Origin of the sequence: Pseudomonas sp. NPDC087029 (assembly GCF_044745345.1) — a bacterium.
Lineage (GTDB): Bacteria > Pseudomonadota > Gammaproteobacteria > Pseudomonadales > Pseudomonadaceae > Aquipseudomonas > Aquipseudomonas faucium.
The window spans coordinates 26761-44392 of record NZ_JBIVAB010000025.1 but is presented as its reverse complement, the minus strand read 5'-3'; the positions used below and the strand labels follow the sequence as shown (position 1 = coordinate 44392).

The 17632-nt window shown below is 66.3% G+C and carries 17 protein-coding genes; 9 read left to right on the top strand and 8 right to left on the bottom strand.

What is annotated here, in order from left to right; genetic code table 11:
* Window positions 1–127 precede the first annotated feature (127 nt).
* From ACIPG5_RS24950 to ACIPG5_RS24930, 5 genes are all read right to left on the bottom strand, one after another.
* Window positions 128–2569 (bottom strand): penicillin acylase family protein, encoded by a 2442-nt coding sequence (locus tag ACIPG5_RS24950; RefSeq protein ID WP_401378694.1) that lies wholly within the window; start codon window positions 2567–2569, stop codon window positions 128–130.
* Between the two features lie 146 nt (window positions 2570–2715).
* On the bottom strand, window positions 2716–2919 hold the full coding sequence (locus tag ACIPG5_RS24945) for an SEC-C metal-binding domain-containing protein (protein ID WP_176517944.1): 204 nt from the start codon (window positions 2917–2919) through the stop codon (window positions 2716–2718).
* A gap of 7 nt (window positions 2920–2926) precedes the next feature.
* Window positions 2927–3403, bottom strand: coding sequence for an LEA type 2 family protein (locus ACIPG5_RS24940; protein ID WP_176517945.1), 477 nt, complete (start codon window positions 3401–3403; stop codon window positions 2927–2929).
* A gap of 2 nt (window positions 3404–3405) precedes the next feature.
* Window positions 3406–3882, bottom strand: a complete 477-nt coding sequence (locus ACIPG5_RS24935) for a YchJ family protein (RefSeq protein ID WP_176517946.1) — start codon at window positions 3880–3882, stop codon at window positions 3406–3408.
* Between the two features lie 2 nt (window positions 3883–3884).
* Window positions 3885–4379 carry a DUF6231 family protein gene (locus ACIPG5_RS24930; protein WP_176517947.1) on the bottom strand — a complete coding sequence of 165 codons (495 nt, stop codon included), beginning with the start codon at window positions 4377–4379 and terminating at the stop codon, window positions 3885–3887.
* Between the two features lie 158 nt (window positions 4380–4537).
* On the opposite strand from ACIPG5_RS24930, the gene ACIPG5_RS24925 reads away from it, so the two are divergent.
* From ACIPG5_RS24925 to ACIPG5_RS24915, 3 genes are all read left to right on the top strand, one after another.
* Window positions 4538–5230: an OmpA family protein gene (locus ACIPG5_RS24925; RefSeq protein WP_176517948.1), complete on the top strand. Its 693-nt coding sequence runs from the start codon at window positions 4538–4540 to the stop codon at window positions 5228–5230.
* 87 nt (window positions 5231–5317) lie between these two features.
* Window positions 5318–6037 carry an OmpA family protein gene (locus tag ACIPG5_RS24920; protein WP_176517949.1) on the top strand — a complete coding sequence of 240 codons (720 nt, stop codon included), beginning with the start codon at window positions 5318–5320 and terminating at the stop codon, window positions 6035–6037.
* Window positions 6038–6056: 19 nt separating this feature from the next.
* The gene (locus tag ACIPG5_RS24915; RefSeq protein WP_176517950.1) at window positions 6057–6332 is read left to right on the top strand and encodes a DUF1145 domain-containing protein; all 276 of its coding nucleotides are present in this window, start codon (window positions 6057–6059) and stop codon (window positions 6330–6332) included.
* Between the two features lie 6 nt (window positions 6333–6338).
* Here the strand turns inward: ACIPG5_RS24915 and ACIPG5_RS24910 are convergent, their stop codons facing one another.
* Window positions 6339–6803, bottom strand: coding sequence for a CopD family protein (locus tag ACIPG5_RS24910; RefSeq protein WP_176517951.1), 465 nt, complete (start codon window positions 6801–6803; stop codon window positions 6339–6341).
* Between the two features lie 98 nt (window positions 6804–6901).
* Here ACIPG5_RS24910 and dinG point away from each other — a divergent pair, with 98 nt between their 5' ends.
* The 6 genes from dinG (at window position 6902) to ACIPG5_RS24880 (ending at window position 15093) form a co-directional block, all read left to right on the top strand.
* Complete coding sequence (gene dinG / locus ACIPG5_RS24905) at window positions 6902–9046, top strand: ATP-dependent DNA helicase DinG (RefSeq protein WP_176517952.1); 2145 nt, start codon at window positions 6902–6904, stop codon at window positions 9044–9046.
* 81 nt (window positions 9047–9127) lie between these two features.
* Window positions 9128–11362, top strand: a complete 2235-nt coding sequence (locus ACIPG5_RS24900) for a beta-galactosidase (RefSeq protein WP_401378689.1) — start codon at window positions 9128–9130, stop codon at window positions 11360–11362.
* A 122-nt stretch (window positions 11363–11484) separates the two neighbouring features.
* On the top strand, window positions 11485–12630 hold the full coding sequence (locus tag ACIPG5_RS24895) for a serine hydrolase domain-containing protein (protein ID WP_401378687.1): 1146 nt from the start codon (window positions 11485–11487) through the stop codon (window positions 12628–12630).
* A 99-nt stretch (window positions 12631–12729) separates the two neighbouring features.
* A complete protein-coding gene (locus ACIPG5_RS24890) occupies window positions 12730–13725 on the top strand; it encodes an OmpA family protein (protein ID WP_401378685.1) in 996 nt (331 codons plus the stop codon).
* 19 nt (window positions 13726–13744) lie between these two features.
* Window positions 13745–14392, top strand: a complete 648-nt coding sequence (pdxH, locus tag ACIPG5_RS24885; protein ID WP_176517956.1) for a pyridoxamine 5'-phosphate oxidase — start codon at window positions 13745–13747, stop codon at window positions 14390–14392.
* A gap of 236 nt (window positions 14393–14628) precedes the next feature.
* Window positions 14629–15093 (top strand): glycine zipper 2TM domain-containing protein, encoded by a 465-nt coding sequence (locus ACIPG5_RS24880; RefSeq protein ID WP_054899480.1) that lies wholly within the window; start codon window positions 14629–14631, stop codon window positions 15091–15093.
* An 84-nt stretch (window positions 15094–15177) separates the two neighbouring features.
* Here the strand turns inward: ACIPG5_RS24880 and ACIPG5_RS24875 are convergent, their stop codons facing one another.
* Together ACIPG5_RS24875 and ACIPG5_RS24870 are read right to left on the bottom strand one after the other, a co-directional pair.
* On the bottom strand, window positions 15178–16785 hold the full coding sequence (locus tag ACIPG5_RS24875; protein WP_176517957.1) for an NAD(P)/FAD-dependent oxidoreductase: 1608 nt from the start codon (window positions 16783–16785) through the stop codon (window positions 15178–15180).
* A gap of 103 nt (window positions 16786–16888) precedes the next feature.
* Complete coding sequence (locus tag ACIPG5_RS24870) at window positions 16889–17563, bottom strand: COG3650 family protein (RefSeq protein WP_286914028.1); 675 nt, start codon at window positions 17561–17563, stop codon at window positions 16889–16891.
* Window positions 17564–17632: the final 69 nt, after the last annotated feature.

Below are 17632 nucleotides of genomic sequence, written 5' to 3'. Positions count from 1 at the left end.
AGGCGGACAACCATGGCCTGACAGACCGTGGCACGTTGCAACAAATGTAGGAGCGGATTTATCCGCGATGCGCCGCGCGGGCGGCGCGCGATCTCGAAACCCCTACAGATCGAAAACCGAGCGCCTGTTACCTACCCGGCACCAAACTCAACCGCTGGCTCCCATAAGCCCGCGCAAAGTTCTGCGGCTGCAGCGGCAAGCTCATGAAGCGCCCCTTGAACCACGCATCCAGCCCATCGCTGTAATGCCCGCTGGCCGGGTTGCCGGACTGCCCATTGCTGGTCAGCACCTGCAGCGGCTCGGCCTGGCCGAAGTCGACGATCATCCGCGCCGACGCCGGCAAGTGCGTGTTGAAATCACTCCCCCAGGCATACGGCGTCAGCGCCAGGGTGCTGAAGTCGCCGCCAGCGGCCAGCGGCGAACGGCGCTGGGCCTCGCCCAGGCCGTGGTAGGCCGGTGCAGGCCAGCGATACTGGTGCAGCTTGCCCCACTGCCAGGCGCGGCGGTCGGCGCCCAGCTGCGCGGTGCCGGCGTCCACGGCCGCGGCCAGGCTGCGGGCGAGAATGGCTGGCTTGTCTTCCTTTTGCGGCGTGTTGCGGTCATCCCAGAACGGGCTGTCCTCGCGGCCGAGCAGGTGGTCGGCCTGGGCCGAGTAGGACAGCTGGGCATTGCTGACGAACGCCTGCCAGGCCGGGCCGGACTCGGGGCCGAGGTCGTCGAGGAAGGTCTGCCGCGCGACTTCCTGCAGGAACAGTTCATACAGCGCAGCATCCGCCGACACCGGGCTCAGGCGGCCATCGAAGGCCTTGAGCCGGGCCAGGGCCTCGCGGGCCTTGTCGCCCTGGGCGGGTGGCAGGGCGTCGATGGCCTGCTTGAGCGGCTGGGCCATGCCGGGGGCGTCGAACATCTGCTTGAGCTTGCCGGCCAGCAAGGTCACCTGGTCGTTCTGCAGGGCCATCAGGCTGCGGCTGTCGTGGCGGCCGTTGCCGGCCAGCTGGGCCAGGCGCTCGGCGCGTTCGGGGTAGTACCAGGTGTTGGACAACTGCATGCCATAGCCGCGTGGCAGGCTGCGCTGGTTGGCGTGGCCGATCCAGCCTTCCGGCGGGTCCTGGTCGTAGGGGTGGAGCATCGGGTCGGCGTAGCCATCCCAGTCGTAGCGCCCGTCCCAGCCCGGCGATGGCAGCAGGCCCTGGCCTTCCCGGCGGTTGGGGTAGCGGCCGCTGACTTGCCAGCCGATGTGTTCGGGCTCGGCGAACACGAAATTCAGGGCCGCCGCGGCGACTTCACGGGTGCTGTCGAAGGCACGTTCCACCGTTTGCGCGCGGGTCAGGTCGAACAGCGCATCGAGGCTGCGGTCGCCCTTGATCTGCGGCAGGTTCAGCGCCAGGCCCAGGCTGGCGGTGCCAGGTTGGGCGAGCAGGGTGCCGTGGCGGGTGTCGTACATCACTTCACGCAGCGGGCGCTGGCCACGCACGAAGAAGGTTTCGCTGCGGGCCCGGGCCGGTTGCCACTTGCCGTCGGCCAGGTAGCTGACCTGGCTGCCCTGGTGGCGCAGTTGCTCGAGGAACAGGTCCTGGTTGTCGGCCATCACCGCGCTGCTGCTCCAGGCCAGCTTGCCGTTGTAGCCGGCCAGGACGATGGGCAGCCCCGGCAGCGACAGGCCGGCGACCTGGTACTTGGCGGTGTGGATCTGCACCGGAGCCAGAGCCCAGGCGGCGCGGGTGTCGCTGGCCAGCAGGCTCTTGCCGCTGCGGCTGCGCTGCGGCCCCAAGGCCAGGTTGGCCGAGCCTGGGCTGCCGAGCAGGCCCAGGTCGGCGAGCTTCTGGCTGGCCGCGGCCACGTTGGCAAGCCCAGGCAGTTGGCTGTTGAGGTTCAGGCCCTTGAGTTTTTCCACCTCGGCGTCTGCCAGCGGCTCGTCCGGGGCGCCGGGCAGCAGCCAGGCGAGCTTGTCGCTGCCGACCTTCTGCGCCAGGGTCAGGGCGCTGAGTTCTTCCTGCAGGTTCACGGACTGGCTGAAGGCGTACAGGCTGAAGATCAGCGCCGAGTCTTCGGGCTTCCAGTATTCCGGGCGGTAGCCGCTGCTGGCGAGGCTGGCCGGCAGCTTGTCGCGGTAGCGGAACAGGTAGGCGTTGACGCCGCGCGCGTACACCTCGAAGAAGCGCTTCAGGCGTGGCGAGGCATCGGCATAAAGCTGGGTGGCGTTCTGCTTGAGGTTGGCGGCACGCATCAGGCGGTCGATGTCCAGCGCCTCGCTGCCGGCCATTTCCGCCAGGCGGCCCTGGGCCAGCAGGCGCATGGCGAGCATCTGCTCGATGCGGTCACCGGCATGCACGTAGCCAAGGCTGAACAGGGCGTCGTGGAAGCTGCTGCTTTCGATCAGCGGTGCGCCCATGGCGTTGCGCCGTACCGACACGTTCTGCGCCAGGCCCTTGAGCGGCTGTACGCCGCTGGTCGGGGGCACGCTGTCCTGGTAGCCACCCATCTGGCAGCCGGCTAGCCCGAGCATGCCAAGCAGCGTGGCAGCGCTGGCGAACCGCGGACGGAAGGGAGGAAGGACGGGGGCGGCCATGACAAGGGCTCCTGCAAGGCGTGGCGGGGTTGGAAAGGCGCTAAGGTAGTGAGCGCGCAGTCGCCGTGCAAGGTGCGTTGAAGCTTTATTTACCAGCGGTCGCCAGCTTCAGGCAGCGAGCCTGCAGCTGGCGGCCTGGAACCTGGTCAGGCGCCGTGGCACTTCTTGAATTTCTTCTGGCTGCCGCACGGGCAGGGATCGTTGCGGCCAACGTCCTTCAGGGCGTTGCGCACCGGCTCCTGGTGGCCATGGTTGCAGTGCGGGCCGTGCACATGGCCGTGATCGTGATCGTGCTGATGATCGTGATCGTGGTTGCAGTCGGGGCCATGGACATGGGGTTGCTGGGTCATTGCAGGGTTACTCCGGTAGGAAATCGCCGGGGATTATCTCACCACTGCGCGACAAGTGCAGGTCCTGGTGGATGATCAGCCCGGTGGCCAGTTCGCCGCGCAACTTGTAATGCAGCTGGTTGTCGCTCTTGAGCAGCTTGACCAGCGGCTTGAGGTGCTGCCAGAGGTTGGTCCGCACGCTGATCTTGAAGGTGCGCCGGGCATGCCCGCCGACACTGCGCCAGATGCTCGCTTCATCCTCTGCCAGCAGCAGGTCGTTGAGCCACAGCGAGTAGCTCAGGTTGCGAATGAACAGGCGGCTGTCGTTGGGGTTGTCGATGCGCAGGTGCAGGATGAACTCCTGTTCCAGCAGGCGCGCCTTGACGGTCTCGACCTTGACCAGGTGCACCTCGGGCTCGCGCCAGTCGTCGTCACCCCAGCTCGCGCAGCCCGCCAGCAATGCCAGCAGGGTGGCGAGCAGCAGCAGGCGGGCTTGGGCAATCATGCTCAGTTACCGACGTAGCTGGCGCAGCATTTCTTGAACTTCTGCCCGCTGGCGCAGGGGCAGGGGTCGTTGCGCCCGGCCTTGAGCTCGACGGTCGGGTCGATGAAGTACCAGCGCCCCTCGTGCTGCACGAAAGCCGAACGCTCGCGGTGCTGGTGGTCGCCCTCCTGGTCGTGCCAGCGCGCGGTGAAGGTGACGAAGGCATGCTCGGGCTGGCCGCCGAGCACCTCGGCGCCTGCCACGTCCAGGCCCAGCCAGGTGCTCTGGGCACTCCAGGCGGCCATGGCGTCGCGGTCGAGCCCGGCCTGCTGGGCCGGCAGGGTGGTGGCCACCAGGTAGTCGATCAGGCCCAGCACGTAGGCACTGTAGCGCGAGCGCATCAGCGTCTGCGCATCTGGCGCCGGGGTGCCGGCATGGTAGTGCCCGCAGCAGGCGTCGAGCAGGTTGCCGCTGCCACAAGGGCAGACCGAGACACTCATCATCACCACCAATACTTGCCAAAGTTTTCAGGGTTGGCCCAGAACCTGGCGTTGAGCCAGTCCGGGACCTGCTTGTAATCATGTAGATCATAGGTGAACAAGCTGAGCACCTGCTGGTCGCGGCGGAATTTCTCGCTGGCCGACAGCGCCAGGGCGAAAAAGTCGGTGTCGTGCCAGCCACAGGCCGCCAGGTCGGCCAGCACTGCCACGCGGCTGGCATTGAGGTTGCGGATGCCCCCCAGCAATTCCAGGCCGGTGCGTTTGGGCAGGTGCTCCAGGCAGTCCACCAGCACGGCCAGGTCGAAGCGCTGGGCCGCCAGTGCTGCCGGCAGCGGGCCGGGCGCGGTGGTTTCGATGGTCACTTGCGGGTGAGCCTGGGCGAACGCTTCCAGGGCCGGAAAGCGCGTGCCCACCAGCAGCAGCCGCTGCGGGGTGAAGCGTTCGAGCAGGGCCGCCAGGGCCTGCTGCGGGGTGCGTTGGGAAAAACCGTCGGTCATTGCCAATCCTCGTTCGGGTTGCCCAAGACTAGCGGGCCATCGCCTGCGGGCAAAGGGGCATGTGCCGGGGTGTGGCTTATTGCTGGCAGGGATTGATTGCGCGGTCTTTACTCCCAGAGATCGGTCTTATGCCGATTCCCCCTAGGAGAAGCTACAAAATGAGCATAGTACGCACAGCGATACCCCTGGTACTGCTCACCAGTGTGTTGACTGGTTGTGCAGGTTTGCAAAAAACCGACTGGCCGAAGTGTGCTGCCGTCGGGGGCGTGGGCGGCGCCGCCCTGGGCGCTTTCGAAAGCTCCTCGTGGGCTGGCTGGGGCGCGCTGCTCGGCGGTGGCCTGGCGGCGGGCTACTGCTGGGCCCATGGTGATGGCGACGAGGACGGCGATGGTGTGCCGGATAGCCGCGACAAGTGCCCGGGCACCCCGCGCGGCGTGCAGGTCGATGCCAATGGCTGCCCGCCGGAGCCGGCACCGGTGGTCGAGGAAGTGGTGGTGCAGAAAGAAGAAGTCATCGTCATCCGTGACGTGCACTTCGAATTCGACTCCGCCCGCCTGACCGCGGCCGACAAAGAGCGCCTGAACACCATCGCGACCCGCCTGAAACAGGAAGCGCCCAGCGCTCGCCTGAGCGTGACCGGCCACACCGACAGCGTCGGCTCCGACAAGTACAACCAGAAACTGTCCGAGCGCCGTGCCCATTCGGTGACCGAATACCTGATCGAGAGCGGTGTGCCTCGCGCCAGCTTCGTTTCGGTGGTCGGTGCCGGCGAAACCCAGCCAGTGGCAGACAACGCCACGGCCGATGGGCGTTCGATGAACCGTCGCACCGAGATCAAGATCCAGCGCTGACGGCCTGCGCCCGCGCCGGGAGCAGTGGCGCGGGCGCGTCTTTACGCCTGCAGGCCGGTTGCGGCCAAGGACACAGGAGCATTCATGATGAGTGTCATGTCAAAGGCGGCGCTGCCGTTGCTGGTGGTCACCAGCCTGCTTTCAGGCTGCGCCACCCACAGTGATGGCAGTGCGCCCCTCAATCAACGGACCTGGCCGCTCTGCAGCCTGCTGGGTGGCCTGGTGGGCGGTGGCCTGGGGGCCATCGAGAGTTCGAGCTGGGCCGCCGGCGGCGGAGCCCTGGGCGCCATCGCCGGTGGGCTGATCTGCTATGCCCAGGACGGCGACGAGGACGGGGATGGCGTATTCGACCGCCGAGACCGCTGCCCGGACACGCCGGCCAATACCCCGGTCGACCACATGGGCTGCCCGCTGCCGCAGTACCCGCCGAGCCAGCCTGCGGCTGAGCCCGAGGCCAAGGCCGAGGTGATCTCCCTCGACGACCAGGGCCAGGTGATGTTCGCCTTCAACTCCGCCGACCTCACCACGGGCAGCCAGCAACGGCTGCAAAGCCTGCTGCCGAGGCTCAACGAGTTGGGCGTGACGCGCATCAAGGTGGTTGGCCATACCGACAATGTCGGCTCCGACAGCTACAACCAGACACTTTCCGAACGGCGTGCCGCCAGTGTGGCCGAGTACCTGATCAGCCAGGGCCTGGCGCCGCAGAAGGTCACCAGCGAAGGGCGCGGGGCGCGCGAGCCGGTGGCGGAAAACGACACCGAGGAAGGCCGCGCGCACAACCGCCGGGTCGACCTGCACCTGAACTGACACGCACAAGGGGCGGCAGATGAAGTTCATCCTTGGCCTTGGCAAGGTCCTGACCGTGGCGTTCTGGGGCGTGGTGCTGTTCAACCAGCTGATGCCGCAGCCGCTGCCGCTGAACCTGCTGATCAACGCAACCGGTATCGCCGTGCTGGGCCTGCATATGCTGGAGGTGCTGTTTTTCAATGGCAGCCTGCGCGGGCGCAGCCATCGCTGGTTCGATCGGTTGCAGATCCTGCTGACCGGCATCTTCCATGTCATGTCGATCCCGCGGCCGCCCGAGCCGCCGCGGGCGGGCTGAAGCGCCCTACATCAGCAGGCGCGAGCTGGCCACGGCGACGACGGCCAGCCCCAGCAGCAGGTTGACCCCGACCATCCGCCGGATCCGCCCGAGCACGGCGGCCCCGGCGGCCCAGTCCTCGGCCTGCACCGCAGTTTTCAGCTCCGGCAGCAGCAACGCCTGGATGCGCATGAACAGGGCGAACATGGCGATGCCGCCGCCGATCATCACGTGAATGTACTTGGGCGCTGTCTCGAAACCATTGAAACGCATGTGCAACATGCCGATACCACTTATCGCCAGGATCACCACCGCCAGCCAGACCCAAGTGAAAAAGCGTCGGAAAACTTCCACCCAGAGCCGCAGCCGGGCCGGCCCTTCAAGGGCTGCAACCGTTGCCGGGCGCAGCACCAGCCAGGCGAAGAACATGCCACCGACCCACACCAGGGCGGCCAGGACATGCAATGTATAGGGCAGGGCAAAGGCGAGCATCTGGATCTCCATGCGGCACAAAGGGCAATAGCGGGGTATGATAGCCGCCCCATGCAAAACACTGAAAATATATCCAGCCCTTCGGGCGCCTGCAGACCATGATCAGCAACGAACTCAAAGCCACCATCCAGGGCGCCTACTCGCGTTTTCTCGAAGCCAAGAGCCTCAAGCCGCGTTACGGCCAGCGCCTGATGATCGCCGAAGTGGCCAAGGTGCTCGGCGACATCGCCTGCGACGATGAAGGCCGCCGTGCCGGCGAGCCTGCCGTCGTGGCCGTGGAGGCGGGCACCGGTACCGGCAAGACGGTGGCCTACAGCCTGGCCGCGATTCCGGCTGCCAAGGCCGCCGGCAAACGCCTGGTGATCGCCACCGCGACCGTGGCGCTGCAGGAGCAGATCGTCTTCAAGGACCTGCCCGACCTGATGCGCAACAGCGGCTTGAACTTCAGCTTCGCCCTGGCCAAGGGCCGTGGCCGCTACCTGTGCCTGTCCAAGCTCGACGTCCTGCTGCAGGAGGGCCATGCGCAGTCGGCCACCGCCCAGCTGTTCGAGGAGGAGGGCTTCCACATCGAAGTGGACGAGCGCAGCCAGAAGCTGTTCAACAGCATGATCGAGAAGCTTGCCGGCAACCGTTGGGACGGCGACCGCGACAGTTGGCCCGAGGCCCTGGAAGACCAGGACTGGGCGCGCCTGACCACCGACCACAGCCAGTGCACCGGCCGCCATTGCCCGAACTTCCAGCAGTGCGTGTTCTACAAGGCGCGCGAAGGCATGGGCAAGGTCGATGTGATCGTCACCAACCACGACATGGTCCTGGCCGACCTGGCCCTGGGCGGCGGTGCGGTGCTACCCGACCCGCGCGACACCGTGTACGTGTTCGACGAAGGCCACCACCTGCCAGACAAGGCCATCGGCCATTTCGCCCACTATTCTCGCCTGCGTTCCACCGCCGACTGGCTGGAGCAGACCGCCAAGAACCTGACCAAGCTGCTGGCCCAGCACCCGCTGCCGGGCGACCTGGGCAAGCTGATCGAGCAGGTGCCGGAGCTGGCGCGGGAAATCCGCACCCAGCAGCAGTTCATGTTCACCCTGTGCGAGCAGATCGCCGATTTTCGCCCCAGCGAGGACACCGAAGGGCGCGAGCGCCCACGCTACCGGTTCGAAGGCGGCGTGGTGCCGGAGCAGATCCGTGAAGTGGGCATCGAGCTGAAAAAGGGTTTCTCCCGTCTCAATGACCTGTTCACGCGCCTGGCCGACCTGCTCAAGGAAGGCATGGATGGCGAGGTCAACATCGGCATCGCCAGCCACCAGGCCGAGGAGTGGTACCCGCTGTTCGGCAGCCTGGTCACCCGTGCCCAGGGCAACTGGGAACTGTGGACCGCCTTCACCGCCGAAGACCCGCAGGACAGCCCGCCCATGGCGCGCTGGCTGACGTTGGCCGAAAGCGGCGCGCTGTTCGACATCGAAGTCAACGCCAGCCCCATCCTGGCCGCCGAGATGCTGCGCCGCAGCTTGTGGAACGTGGCCCATGGCGCCCTGGTGACCTCGGCCACGCTCACCGCCCTGGGCAAGTTCGACCGCTTCCGCATGCGCTCAGGCTTGCCGCGCGATGCCGTCACCTGCGTAGTGCCCAGCCCGTTCGTGCACGGCGACGCCGGCCTGCTGCGGGTGCCCGACCTCAAGGCCGACCCGCGCGATGCTGCCGGGCACACCGCGGCGATCATCCGCGAACTGCCCGCCATCGTCGAAGATGCCCGCGGCGCCCTGGTGCTGTTCTCCTCGCGCAAGCAGATGCAGGACGTGTTCGACGGCCTGGACCGCGATTGGCGCAAGCTGGTGCTGATCCAGGGCAACCTGTCCAAGCAGGAAACCTTGAACAAGCACAAGGCGCGGGTCGACGATGGCCAGCACAGCGTGCTGTTCGGCCTGGCCAGCTTCGCCGAAGGTGTCGACTTGCCGGGCGCCTACTGCGAGCACGTGGTGATCGCCAAGATCCCGTTCTCGGTGCCGGACGACCCGGTCGAGGCGGCCCTGGCCGAGTGGATCGAAGCCCGTGGCGGCAACCCGTTCATGGAAATTGCCGTGCCCGATGCCTCGCTCAAGCTGATCCAGGCCTGTGGCCGCCTGCTGCGTACCGAGCAGGACCGTGGCGTCATCACCTTGCTCGATCGGCGCCTGGTCACCCAGCGCTACGGCAAGGCTATTCTCAATGCGCTGCCGCCCTTCCGGCGGGAGATTTCCTGACGGCCGGAGCATGCTGCTGCGGCCCGTTGTCCACCCCTCAGTCGCGGGCCCGAGCGGGCCTGGAAGGAGAGCCTGAGCCCTATGATCCGTCGCACCTTGCCCGCAGTCCTTACCCTGTTGCTCAGCACGCCGCTGCTGGCTGGCCAGCAGACGCTGTTCAGCTTCGTGCGCCCGGCCTCGGTGGTCGCGGTGGCCACCGATGGCACTGGCATGCCCCAGTACAATGCGGAGCAAACCAGTGAAGGCGAGGTGTTGCGGCGTGTGGTGTTCAACCCGGTCGAACGGCCAACCCTGCGCCTGAGCCCGCAGGCGGGGGTGTGGGACTGGTCTGCCGGGCAGTTCCTCACCTTGCGCCTGCAAAGTGCCATGGATTGGGCGTTGACCGTCGATGTCACCGTGCTGGGCAGCGACGGCCGTACCCTGACCAGCCGCATCGACCTGCCGGCAGGGCCTGCGCAAACCGTCATGGTGCCGCTCAAGGCCACCTCGCCGCTGAGCCAGGGCATGCGTGCCGGGCCGCCGATGCCCTGGGTGTATCAGGGCCAGCGGCTGTTGTTGACCAGCAGTGCGGGCGAGATCGACCTCAAGCAGGTGGTGTCCGTCAGCCTGAGCGTTCCGGCGCCGAAGGTTGCGCAGAACCTGCTGATCGAGAAGGTCGGCATCCAGGATGACGACCTGGCCTACAAGGCGGCCTACCACGAGCTGATCGATGCCTACGGCCAGTCCACCCGTGGCCGCTGGCCCGAGAGAATCGTCAGCGACGACCAGCTCAAGGCCGCCGACACCCGCGAGCAGCAGCAACTCAAGGGCTGGCTGGCCGAACGCGCCAAGCAAGGGCTGGATACTTACGGTGGTGTGCTGGCAGGGCCTGGGTTCGAAGCCAAGGGCTTCTTCCGCACCGAAAAGCGTGATGGCCGCTGGTACCTGGTAACGCCGGAAGGGCACCCGTTCTATTCCCTGGGCGTGAATGCCGTGGCCGCCGATGGCGGGCGTACCTACGTTGCCGGTCGTGAGGGCATGTTCGCGGCCTTGCCAGGGCAGGGCGAGGCGCTGGCAGCCTTCTATGGCGAGGGCAACAACGACGATGGCAACGCCTCGTCGCAGGGGCGCGGCTTCAAGCAAGGGCGTTGGTTCGACTTCTATGCCGCCAATATCCAGCGTACCTACGGCAAGCCGTGCGCGCCGGTGGAGGGGCAACCGGCTGCCGAATGCCCGCCACTGGCACTGGACAGCAGCCGCTGGCAGGCCCACACCCTCGATCGCCTGCAGGCCTGGGGCTTCAACACCCTGGGCAACTGGAGCGACCCGGCGTTGGCCCAGGCCAAGCGCGTGCCCTACACCTTGCCGCTGTCGATCGTCGGCGACTATGCCAGCATCAGCACGGGCATGGACTGGTGGGGCCGCATGCCTGACCCGTTCGACCCGCGCTTTGCCATGGCCACCGAGCGCGCCGTGGCCATCGCTGCCCGCGACCACCGTGACGACCCCTGGCTGATTGGCTACTTCGCCGACAACGAACTGGCCTGGGCGGCGCCGGGCAACGACCCCAAGGCGCGCTATGGCCTGGCCTACGGCACCCTGCGCCTGACCACCGACGTGCCGGCCAAGCGCGCATTCCTCAAGCAGTTGCGCGACAAGTACCGCAACCAGGAAGGCTTGTCCAAGGCCTGGGGCATCGACCTGCAGGCCTGGGAACTGATGGAAGACCCGGGCTTCGAGGCGCCGCTGCCGAGCCCCGAACACCCGGAAATCGAACGGGATTACCAGTATTTCCAGCAGGTGTTCGCGCAAACCTACTTCAAGACCATTGCCGACTCGCTGAAGTGGCATGCCCCCAACCACCTGCTGCTGGGTGGCCGCTACGCCGTCAGCACGCCCGAGGCGGTCAAGGCCTGCGCGGAGTTCTGCGATGTGCTGAGCTTCAACTTCTATACCCTCAAGCCAGATGATGGCTACGACTTCAGCCGCCTGGCCGAGCTGGACAAACCGGTGCTGGTGTCCGAATTCCAGTTCGGCTCCCGCGATCGCGGGCCATTCTGGCCAGGGCCAGTGGAAGTGGCGCGCGAGGAAGACCGCGGGCCGGCCTATGGCACCTTCCTCAAGGCGGCGCTGGCCCAGCCGATGATCGTCGGCGCGCATTGGTTCCAGTACCTCGACCAGCCGGCCAGCGGCCGCTTGCTCGATGGCGAAAATGGCCACCTGGGGCTGGTGGCGATCACCGACGTGCCTTATGCCGGGTTTGTCGAGGCCGTGCGCAAGAGCAACCAGGCAGCCGTGGCCCAGTTGCGCAGCCAGCTTGAGAACCCGGCGCCATGAGCCGGCGCGCCCGGTTGAGGAAAATATTCCGCAATACCATCTGGCCCTGCCCAGTAGGCAAAACCCTTAACTACTGAAACAATGCACGCCTTTTCCAGCCAGGTCGTACGGAGAACAGGCGGGTGCAGATCCAGGGTCACTATGAGCTGAAGTTCGAGGCGGTGCGCGAAGCATTCGCGGCATTGTTCGATGATCCCCAGGAGCGCGGTGCGGCGCTGTGCATCCAGGTCGGTGGCGAAACCGTGATCGACCTGTGGGCAGGCAGCGCCGACAAGGATGGCCAGCAGGCCTGGCACAGCGACACCATCGCCAACCTGTTTTCCTGCACCAAGACCTTCACGGCCGTAACCGCCCTGCAACTGGTGGGCGAGGGCAAGCTGGCCCTGGATGTGCCGGTAACCCGTTACTGGCCCGAGTTTGCCCAGGCCGGCAAGCAGAACATCACCCTGCGCCAGTTGCTCAGCCACCGCGCCGGCTTGCCGGCCATCCGCGAGTTGCTGCCGGCAGAGGCGTTGTACGACTGGCAAGCGATGGTCGATGCCCTGGCCGCCGAAACGCCCTGGTGGACGCCGGGTACCGAGCATGGCTACGCCGCCATCACCTACGGCTGGCTGATTGGCGAGCTGATCCGCCGCGCCGATGGCCGTGGCCCGGGTGAATCGATTGTCGCCCGCACCGCCCGCCCGCTGGGGCTGGACTTCCATGTCGGCCTGGCGGACGAAGAATTCCATCGCGTGGCGCATATCGCCCGTGGCAAGGGCAATGCCGGCGATGCGGCGGCCCAGCGCCTGCTGCAGGTGACCATGCGTGAGCCGCAAGCGCTGTCTACCCGCGCCTTCACCAACCCGCCGGCGATCCTCACCAGCACCAACAAACCCGAGTGGCGGCGCATGCAGCAGCCTGCGGCCAACGGCCACGGCAATGCCCGCAGCCTGGCCGGCTTCTATGCCGGCCTGCTGGACGGCAGCCTGCTGGAATCCGAACTGCTCGACGAACTGACCCGCGAACACAGCCTGGGCGAGGACCGTACCCTGCTCACGCAGACCCGTTTTGGCCTGGGTTGCATGCTCGACCAGCCCGATGTGGCCAACGCCACCTTCGGCCTCGGCGCCCGTGCCTTCGGCCACCCAGGCGCTGGCGGCTCGGTCGGTTTCGCCGACCCTGAGCACGATGTGGCCTTCGGTTTCGTGGTCAACACCCTGGGCCCATACGTGCTCATGGACCCAAGGGCCCAGCAGTTGGTCCGGGTGCTGGGTACGTGCCTTTGATCGGGTAACGCGGGTATTGCTCGCACCCTTTGTCTATCCTGAATGCCAATGCCTGTAGTGCGTTGGCAAAAACTCTTTCTAATTCATGGTGTATCGCTGATGTCTTCACATAAAACCTTAGCACTCGCCCTGTGCATGGCCGCCATGACCGGCTGCGCCAGCCACTCCCAGGATGCCTCCAAGGGCGAGACCAGCAGCTGGTGGCCCTTCGGTTCGGACAAGGTTGCCGAGCAGGAAGTGAAGCAGGCCGTCAACGAGAATGTCGCCAAGGCCGATGCCAAATCGGAAAGCGCCAGCCGCTGGTGGTGGCCATTCGGTGGTGACGACAAGCAGGCCAAGGGCCCGGTGGTACCGAAGATCGACCAGAAGGCCACCCAGGCCTGGCTCGACGAGTACGAGCCGAAGCTGCGCGAAGCCATCAAGGACAGCAAGCTGCAACTGGAGCGCCGCGACAACGTGCTGGCGGTGACCATCCCTGTCGACGGTTCGTACAACCCGGACCGCCCGAACATGCTGCTGCCGATGAGCCTGGGCCCGATCACCCGGGTGGCCAAGACCGTCGAAGGCGACACCAAGACTGCAGTGCTGGTACTCGGCCATGCCGACAGCAGTGGCGTGGCCGCAGCCAACCAGAAGCTGAGCCTGGAGCGCGCCGCCTCGGTTTCGGCGATTTTCCGCCTGAGCGGCCTGCAGCGTGACCGCCTGACCCTCAAAGGCATGGGCGCAGAAATGCCCCGCGCCGCCAACGACAGCCCGGAAGGCCGTGCCCTCAACCGCCGCGTTGAAATGCTGCTGACCCCGCAGAACACCATGGTCGCGCTGCTGGCCAAGTACCAGCAGGCCGCGCCGGCACCGAGCCCGGCCGCCATGGTTGCCGTGCAGGATGCCAAGGCGCCGGCTGCCAAGGCTGTGGAAAGCAAACCCGCCGCCAAGGCCGCTGCCAAGCCAGCCGCGAAGAAAGCCGCAGCCAAGCCTGCAGCCAAGGCCACTGCGAAGAAGAAAGCCGCGCCGGCCAAGCCTGCTGCCAAGCCCGTCGCCAAGAAAGCTGCCGATGACAAGAAGGTAGCCGCCAACAGCCCTGCGAAGACCAACTGATCGTCAAGGAAACGCAGCCATGACCCAATCCCTGGCCGATATGCGCCGCGACTACACCCGTGATGGCCTGGCCGAAGCCCAGGCGCCGGGTGAGCCGTTCGCTCTGTTTCACCAGTGGTTTGCCGATGCGGTGAAAACCGAGCAGCCACCGGTGGAGGCCAATGCCATGACCATCGCCACCGTCGATGGCGAAGGCCGCCCCCATTGCCGCGTACTGCTGCTCAAGGGGCTCGATGAGCGCGGGTTCACCTTCTTCACCAACTACGAAAGTGCCAAGGGCCAGCAGCTGCTGGCCAACCCTTTCGCCGCCATGACCTTCTTCTGGCCGGCGCTGGAGCGCCAGGTGCGGATCGAGGGGCGGGTGGAGAAGGTCACGGCCAAGGAGTCGGACGACTACTACCAGGTGCGCCCACTGGGCAGCCGCCTGGGCGCCTGGGCGTCGCCACAGAGCCGGGTGATTGCCGGCCGCGAAGAGCTGGAAGGGCTGGTGAAGGCGACCGAGGCGCGTTTCTCCGACAGCCAACCCCATTGCCCCGAGCATTGGGGGGGCTACCGCCTGCTGCCCGAGCGCATCGAGTTCTGGCAAGGCCGCGCCAGCCGGCTGCATGACCGCTTGAACTATCGCCTGGTCGATGGGCAATGGCTGCGCGAGCGGCTGGCACCCTGAAACCTCTGGGGGCCGCATCGCGGCCCTTTTCATACCTTACCCGTCCAGGGCCGCACTGGCCTCGCGCACGACGATGCAGTAATCCATGGCTATTCTTGGTCTGACATTCAAGGCCTGGGGGATAGCCTGTGCTAGCTGTACCGGTGCTGAATGAAAATAAATTTGTTACCTCAGTGTCGTGACAGTTGCCTGGGTGCGGCGTCTAATGGACACCTGAAATTTATGGAGACTTACCCATGCGTAAATCCGCTTTGCTGGTGGCGACCTTCACCACCATGTCGCTGTTGCTGGGGGGCTGTGCCTCGAGCCTGACTGGCGACAGCTACTCCCGTGATGAGGCCCGCCGCGTGCAGACCGTGCGCATGGGTACCATCGAATCCCTGCGCCCGGTCAAGATCGAAGGCACCAAGACGCCAATCGGCGGTGGTGCTGGCGCCATCGTCGGCGGCGTCGCCGGCAGCGCCGTGGGTGGTGGCCGTGGCAGCATCGTCGCTGCGGTGATCGGTGCCGTGGCCGGTGGCCTGGCCGGTTCCGCCGCCGAAGAAGGCCTGACCCGCACCCAGGGTGTGGAAATCACCGTGCGTGAAGACGACGGCAGCATGCGCGCCTATGTGCAGGCCGTGCAGCAGAACGAAATCTTCCGCGTTGGCGAGCGCGTGCGCATCATGACTGTCGACGGTACCAGCCGCGTCACTCACTGATCGCTGCAGAAAAGCAAAACCCCGAACGGGCCTGGCCTGCTCGGGGTTTTTTGTTGGGCCTGTCACGGCCCATCGGCGGTGCAGTTACAACCCGAGCATGTCGCGCGCGACTGCCTCGGCAATGCGGATACCGTCGACACCCGCCGAAAGAATCCCGCCGGCATACCCCGCACCTTCACCCGCCGGGAACAGCCCCTTGAGGTTCAGGCTCTGGTAATCCTCGCCACGGGTGATGCGCAGCGGTGAAGAGGTGCGCGTCTCGATGCCGGTCAGCACCGCGTCATGCAGGTTGTAGCCCTTGATCTGCCGATCGAACGCCGGCAGCGCCTCGCGGATCGCTTCGATGGCGAAGTCCGGCAGGCTCGGGGCGAGGTCGCCCAGGGTCACGCCCGGCTTGTACGAAGGCTCGACGCTGCCCAGGGCCGTGGATGGCTTGCCAGCGACGAAGTCGCCGACCAGCTGCGCCGGTGCCTGGTAGTTGCTGCCGCCCATCACATAGGCGTGGGCTTCCAGGCGCTCCTGCAGCTCGATCCCGGCCAGCGGGCCACCCGGGTAGTCGCGCTCGGGGTCGATCCCCACCACGATGCCGGAGTTGGCGTTGCGCTCGTTGCGCGAATACTGGCTCATGCCGTTGGTCACCACCCGGCCCGGTTCGCTGGTGGCCGCGACCACCGTGCCCCCCGGGCACATGCAGAAGCTGTACACCGAGCGGCCGTTCTTGGCGTGGTACACCAGCTTGTAGTCGGCCGCGCCCAGTTTCGGGTGGCCGGCATACTTGCCCAGGCGCGCCTTGTCGATCAGCGTCTGCGGGTGTTCGATGCGGAAACCGACGGAGAACGGCTTGGCCTCCATGTACACGCCCTTGGCGTGGAGCATGCGGAAGGTGTCGCGGGCACTGTGGCCCAGGGCCAGGACCACATGGCGCGAGTGCAGCTGTTCGCCGCTCTCCAGCACCACGCCGGTCAGCTGGCCATCTTCGATCAGCAGGTCGCTGACCTTCTCCTGGAAGCGCACTTCGGCGCCCATGGCGATCATGTCCTGGCGCATCTGCTCGACCATGCCGGTCAGGCGGAAGGTGCCGATGTGCGGTTTGTTGATGTAGAGGATTTCGTCCGGCGCGCCGGCCTTGACGAACTCTTCCAGGACCTTGCGGCCGTGGTGCTGAGGGTCCTTGATCTGGCTATAGAGCTTGCCGTCGGAGAAGGTCCCGGCGCCGCCTTCGCCGAACTGCACGTTGGACTCGGGGTTGAGCACGCTCTTGCGCCACAGGCCCCAGGTGTCCTTGGTGCGCTGGCGCACTTCCTTGCCGCGCTCGAGGATGATCGGCTTGAAGCCCATCTGCGCCAGCAAGAGGCCGGCGAAGATGCCGCAGGGGCCGAAGCCGACCACGATCGGACGCTCTTGGAGGCCTTGCGGGGCGTGGCCGACGAACTTGTAGCTTACGTCTGGCGCGACACCGATGTTGCGGTCGTCGGCGAACTTGCTCAGCAGTTCGGCTTCGTTGCTCGCTTCAAGGTCGATGGTGTAGATGAACAGCAGCTCGCTGTTCTTCTTGCGCGCATCGTAGCTGCGCTTGAACAGGTTGAAGCTGAGCAGTTGCTCGTCGCGGATGCCCAGGCGCTCGACGATGGCCTCGCGCAGCGCTTCATCGGGGTGGTCCAGGGGCAGCTTGAGTTCGGTGATTCGTAGCATGGCAGGGTCCAGTATCCCGGCCATGGGCGGCCGGCGGCTTTACACAAACCGCCAAGTATAAGCTGTTAGCCGCCCCGACTGGCAGGATAAAAGCACCCGGCGATCAGTTGTCGCGCGCGCCGCCGTAGTAGCCGCAACCGTTGAGGGTCTGGCCATCGATGCGCAATTCGGCGCGCAGGTGGCGCACGGCGCCGGTGGCGCTGTCGGTGCAACGCTGCGGTGCGACCCACAGTTCCACGTGCTGGCCGTTGGCTTCGCTGGTCAGGGTCAGGCCGCCGCCAGGCACTTCTTCTTCGAGAAACGGCAGCGGCAGCGGCTCTTTGCCGACGCGGTTGAGCACCATGCCCTTGCCGCTGGCCTTGATGTCCCACTCCGGCTCGTGGCCGCTGGCGCGCAGGGTCAGCTGCTTGAAGTTGGGGTCATCGCAGGCGCGGGTGGAAGGCTCCAGGCGGTACAGGCGGCTGACTTCGAGCTGGCCATCGTTGTTGGCCTGCTTGCTGCCGGTGAGGCGGCCGCGCACGTCGGCGAACAGTTTGTCGTTGGCGTCGCGGGCCAGGTTCGAGGCTTCCTGCAGGATGGCGGTGCCGCTGGCGTCGCGCACGACGAAGTGGCGGGCCTCGCCGCAGGGCTTGAACAGCAGCTGGCCGCCGCCTGCACTGAGTTCGCCCTGCATGCGCGTGGTGCCGATGTTCGGGTCGCGAGGTTGCTCGGCCAGCAGCTGGCAACCGGCGAACAGGGGCAGCAGGGCGGTGACCAGCAGGGTGGGGGTGAGGCGCATCGGGCGGGCTCCGGGAATCGTTTGCCAAAGAGCTGGCCACGTTACTCAGGCTGGGCGAGGTTAACAAGA

Bases quoted from the DNA above. Each gene is read 5' to 3' on its own strand.
- ACIPG5_RS24900 (WP_401378689.1), top strand. From the start codon at position 9,128: ATGATCCGTCGCACCTTGCCCGCAGTCCTTACCCTGTTGCTCAGCACG.
- ACIPG5_RS24910 (WP_176517951.1), bottom strand. From the start codon at position 6,803: ATGCTCGCCTTTGCCCTGCCCTATACATTGCATGTCCTGGCCGCCCTG.
- ACIPG5_RS24920 (WP_176517949.1), top strand. From the start codon at position 5,318: ATGAGTGTCATGTCAAAGGCGGCGCTGCCGTTGCTGGTGGTCACCAGC.
- ACIPG5_RS24925 (WP_176517948.1), top strand. From the start codon at position 4,538: ATGAGCATAGTACGCACAGCGATACCCCTGGTACTGCTCACCAGTGTG.
- ACIPG5_RS24880 (WP_054899480.1), top strand. From the start codon at position 14,629: ATGCGTAAATCCGCTTTGCTGGTGGCGACCTTCACCACCATGTCGCTG.
- pdxH (WP_176517956.1), top strand. From the start codon at position 13,745: ATGACCCAATCCCTGGCCGATATGCGCCGCGACTACACCCGTGATGGC.
- ACIPG5_RS24870 (WP_286914028.1), bottom strand. From the start codon at position 17,563: ATGCGCCTCACCCCCACCCTGCTGGTCACCGCCCTGCTGCCCCTGTTC.
- dinG (WP_176517952.1), top strand. From the start codon at position 6,902: ATGATCAGCAACGAACTCAAAGCCACCATCCAGGGCGCCTACTCGCGT.
- ACIPG5_RS24945 (WP_176517944.1), bottom strand. From the start codon at position 2,919: ATGACCCAGCAACCCCATGTCCATGGCCCCGACTGCAACCACGATCAC.
- ACIPG5_RS24915 (WP_176517950.1), top strand. From the start codon at position 6,057: ATGAAGTTCATCCTTGGCCTTGGCAAGGTCCTGACCGTGGCGTTCTGG.
- ACIPG5_RS24875 (WP_176517957.1), bottom strand. From the start codon at position 16,785: ATGCTACGAATCACCGAACTCAAGCTGCCCCTGGACCACCCCGATGAA.
- ACIPG5_RS24930 (WP_176517947.1), bottom strand. From the start codon at position 4,379: ATGACCGACGGTTTTTCCCAACGCACCCCGCAGCAGGCCCTGGCGGCC.
- ACIPG5_RS24950 (WP_401378694.1), bottom strand. From the start codon at position 2,569: ATGGCCGCCCCCGTCCTTCCTCCCTTCCGTCCGCGGTTCGCCAGCGCT.
- ACIPG5_RS24890 (WP_401378685.1), top strand. From the start codon at position 12,730: ATGTCTTCACATAAAACCTTAGCACTCGCCCTGTGCATGGCCGCCATG.
- ACIPG5_RS24940 (WP_176517945.1), bottom strand. From the start codon at position 3,403: ATGATTGCCCAAGCCCGCCTGCTGCTGCTCGCCACCCTGCTGGCATTG.
- ACIPG5_RS24935 (WP_176517946.1), bottom strand. From the start codon at position 3,882: ATGAGTGTCTCGGTCTGCCCTTGTGGCAGCGGCAACCTGCTCGACGCC.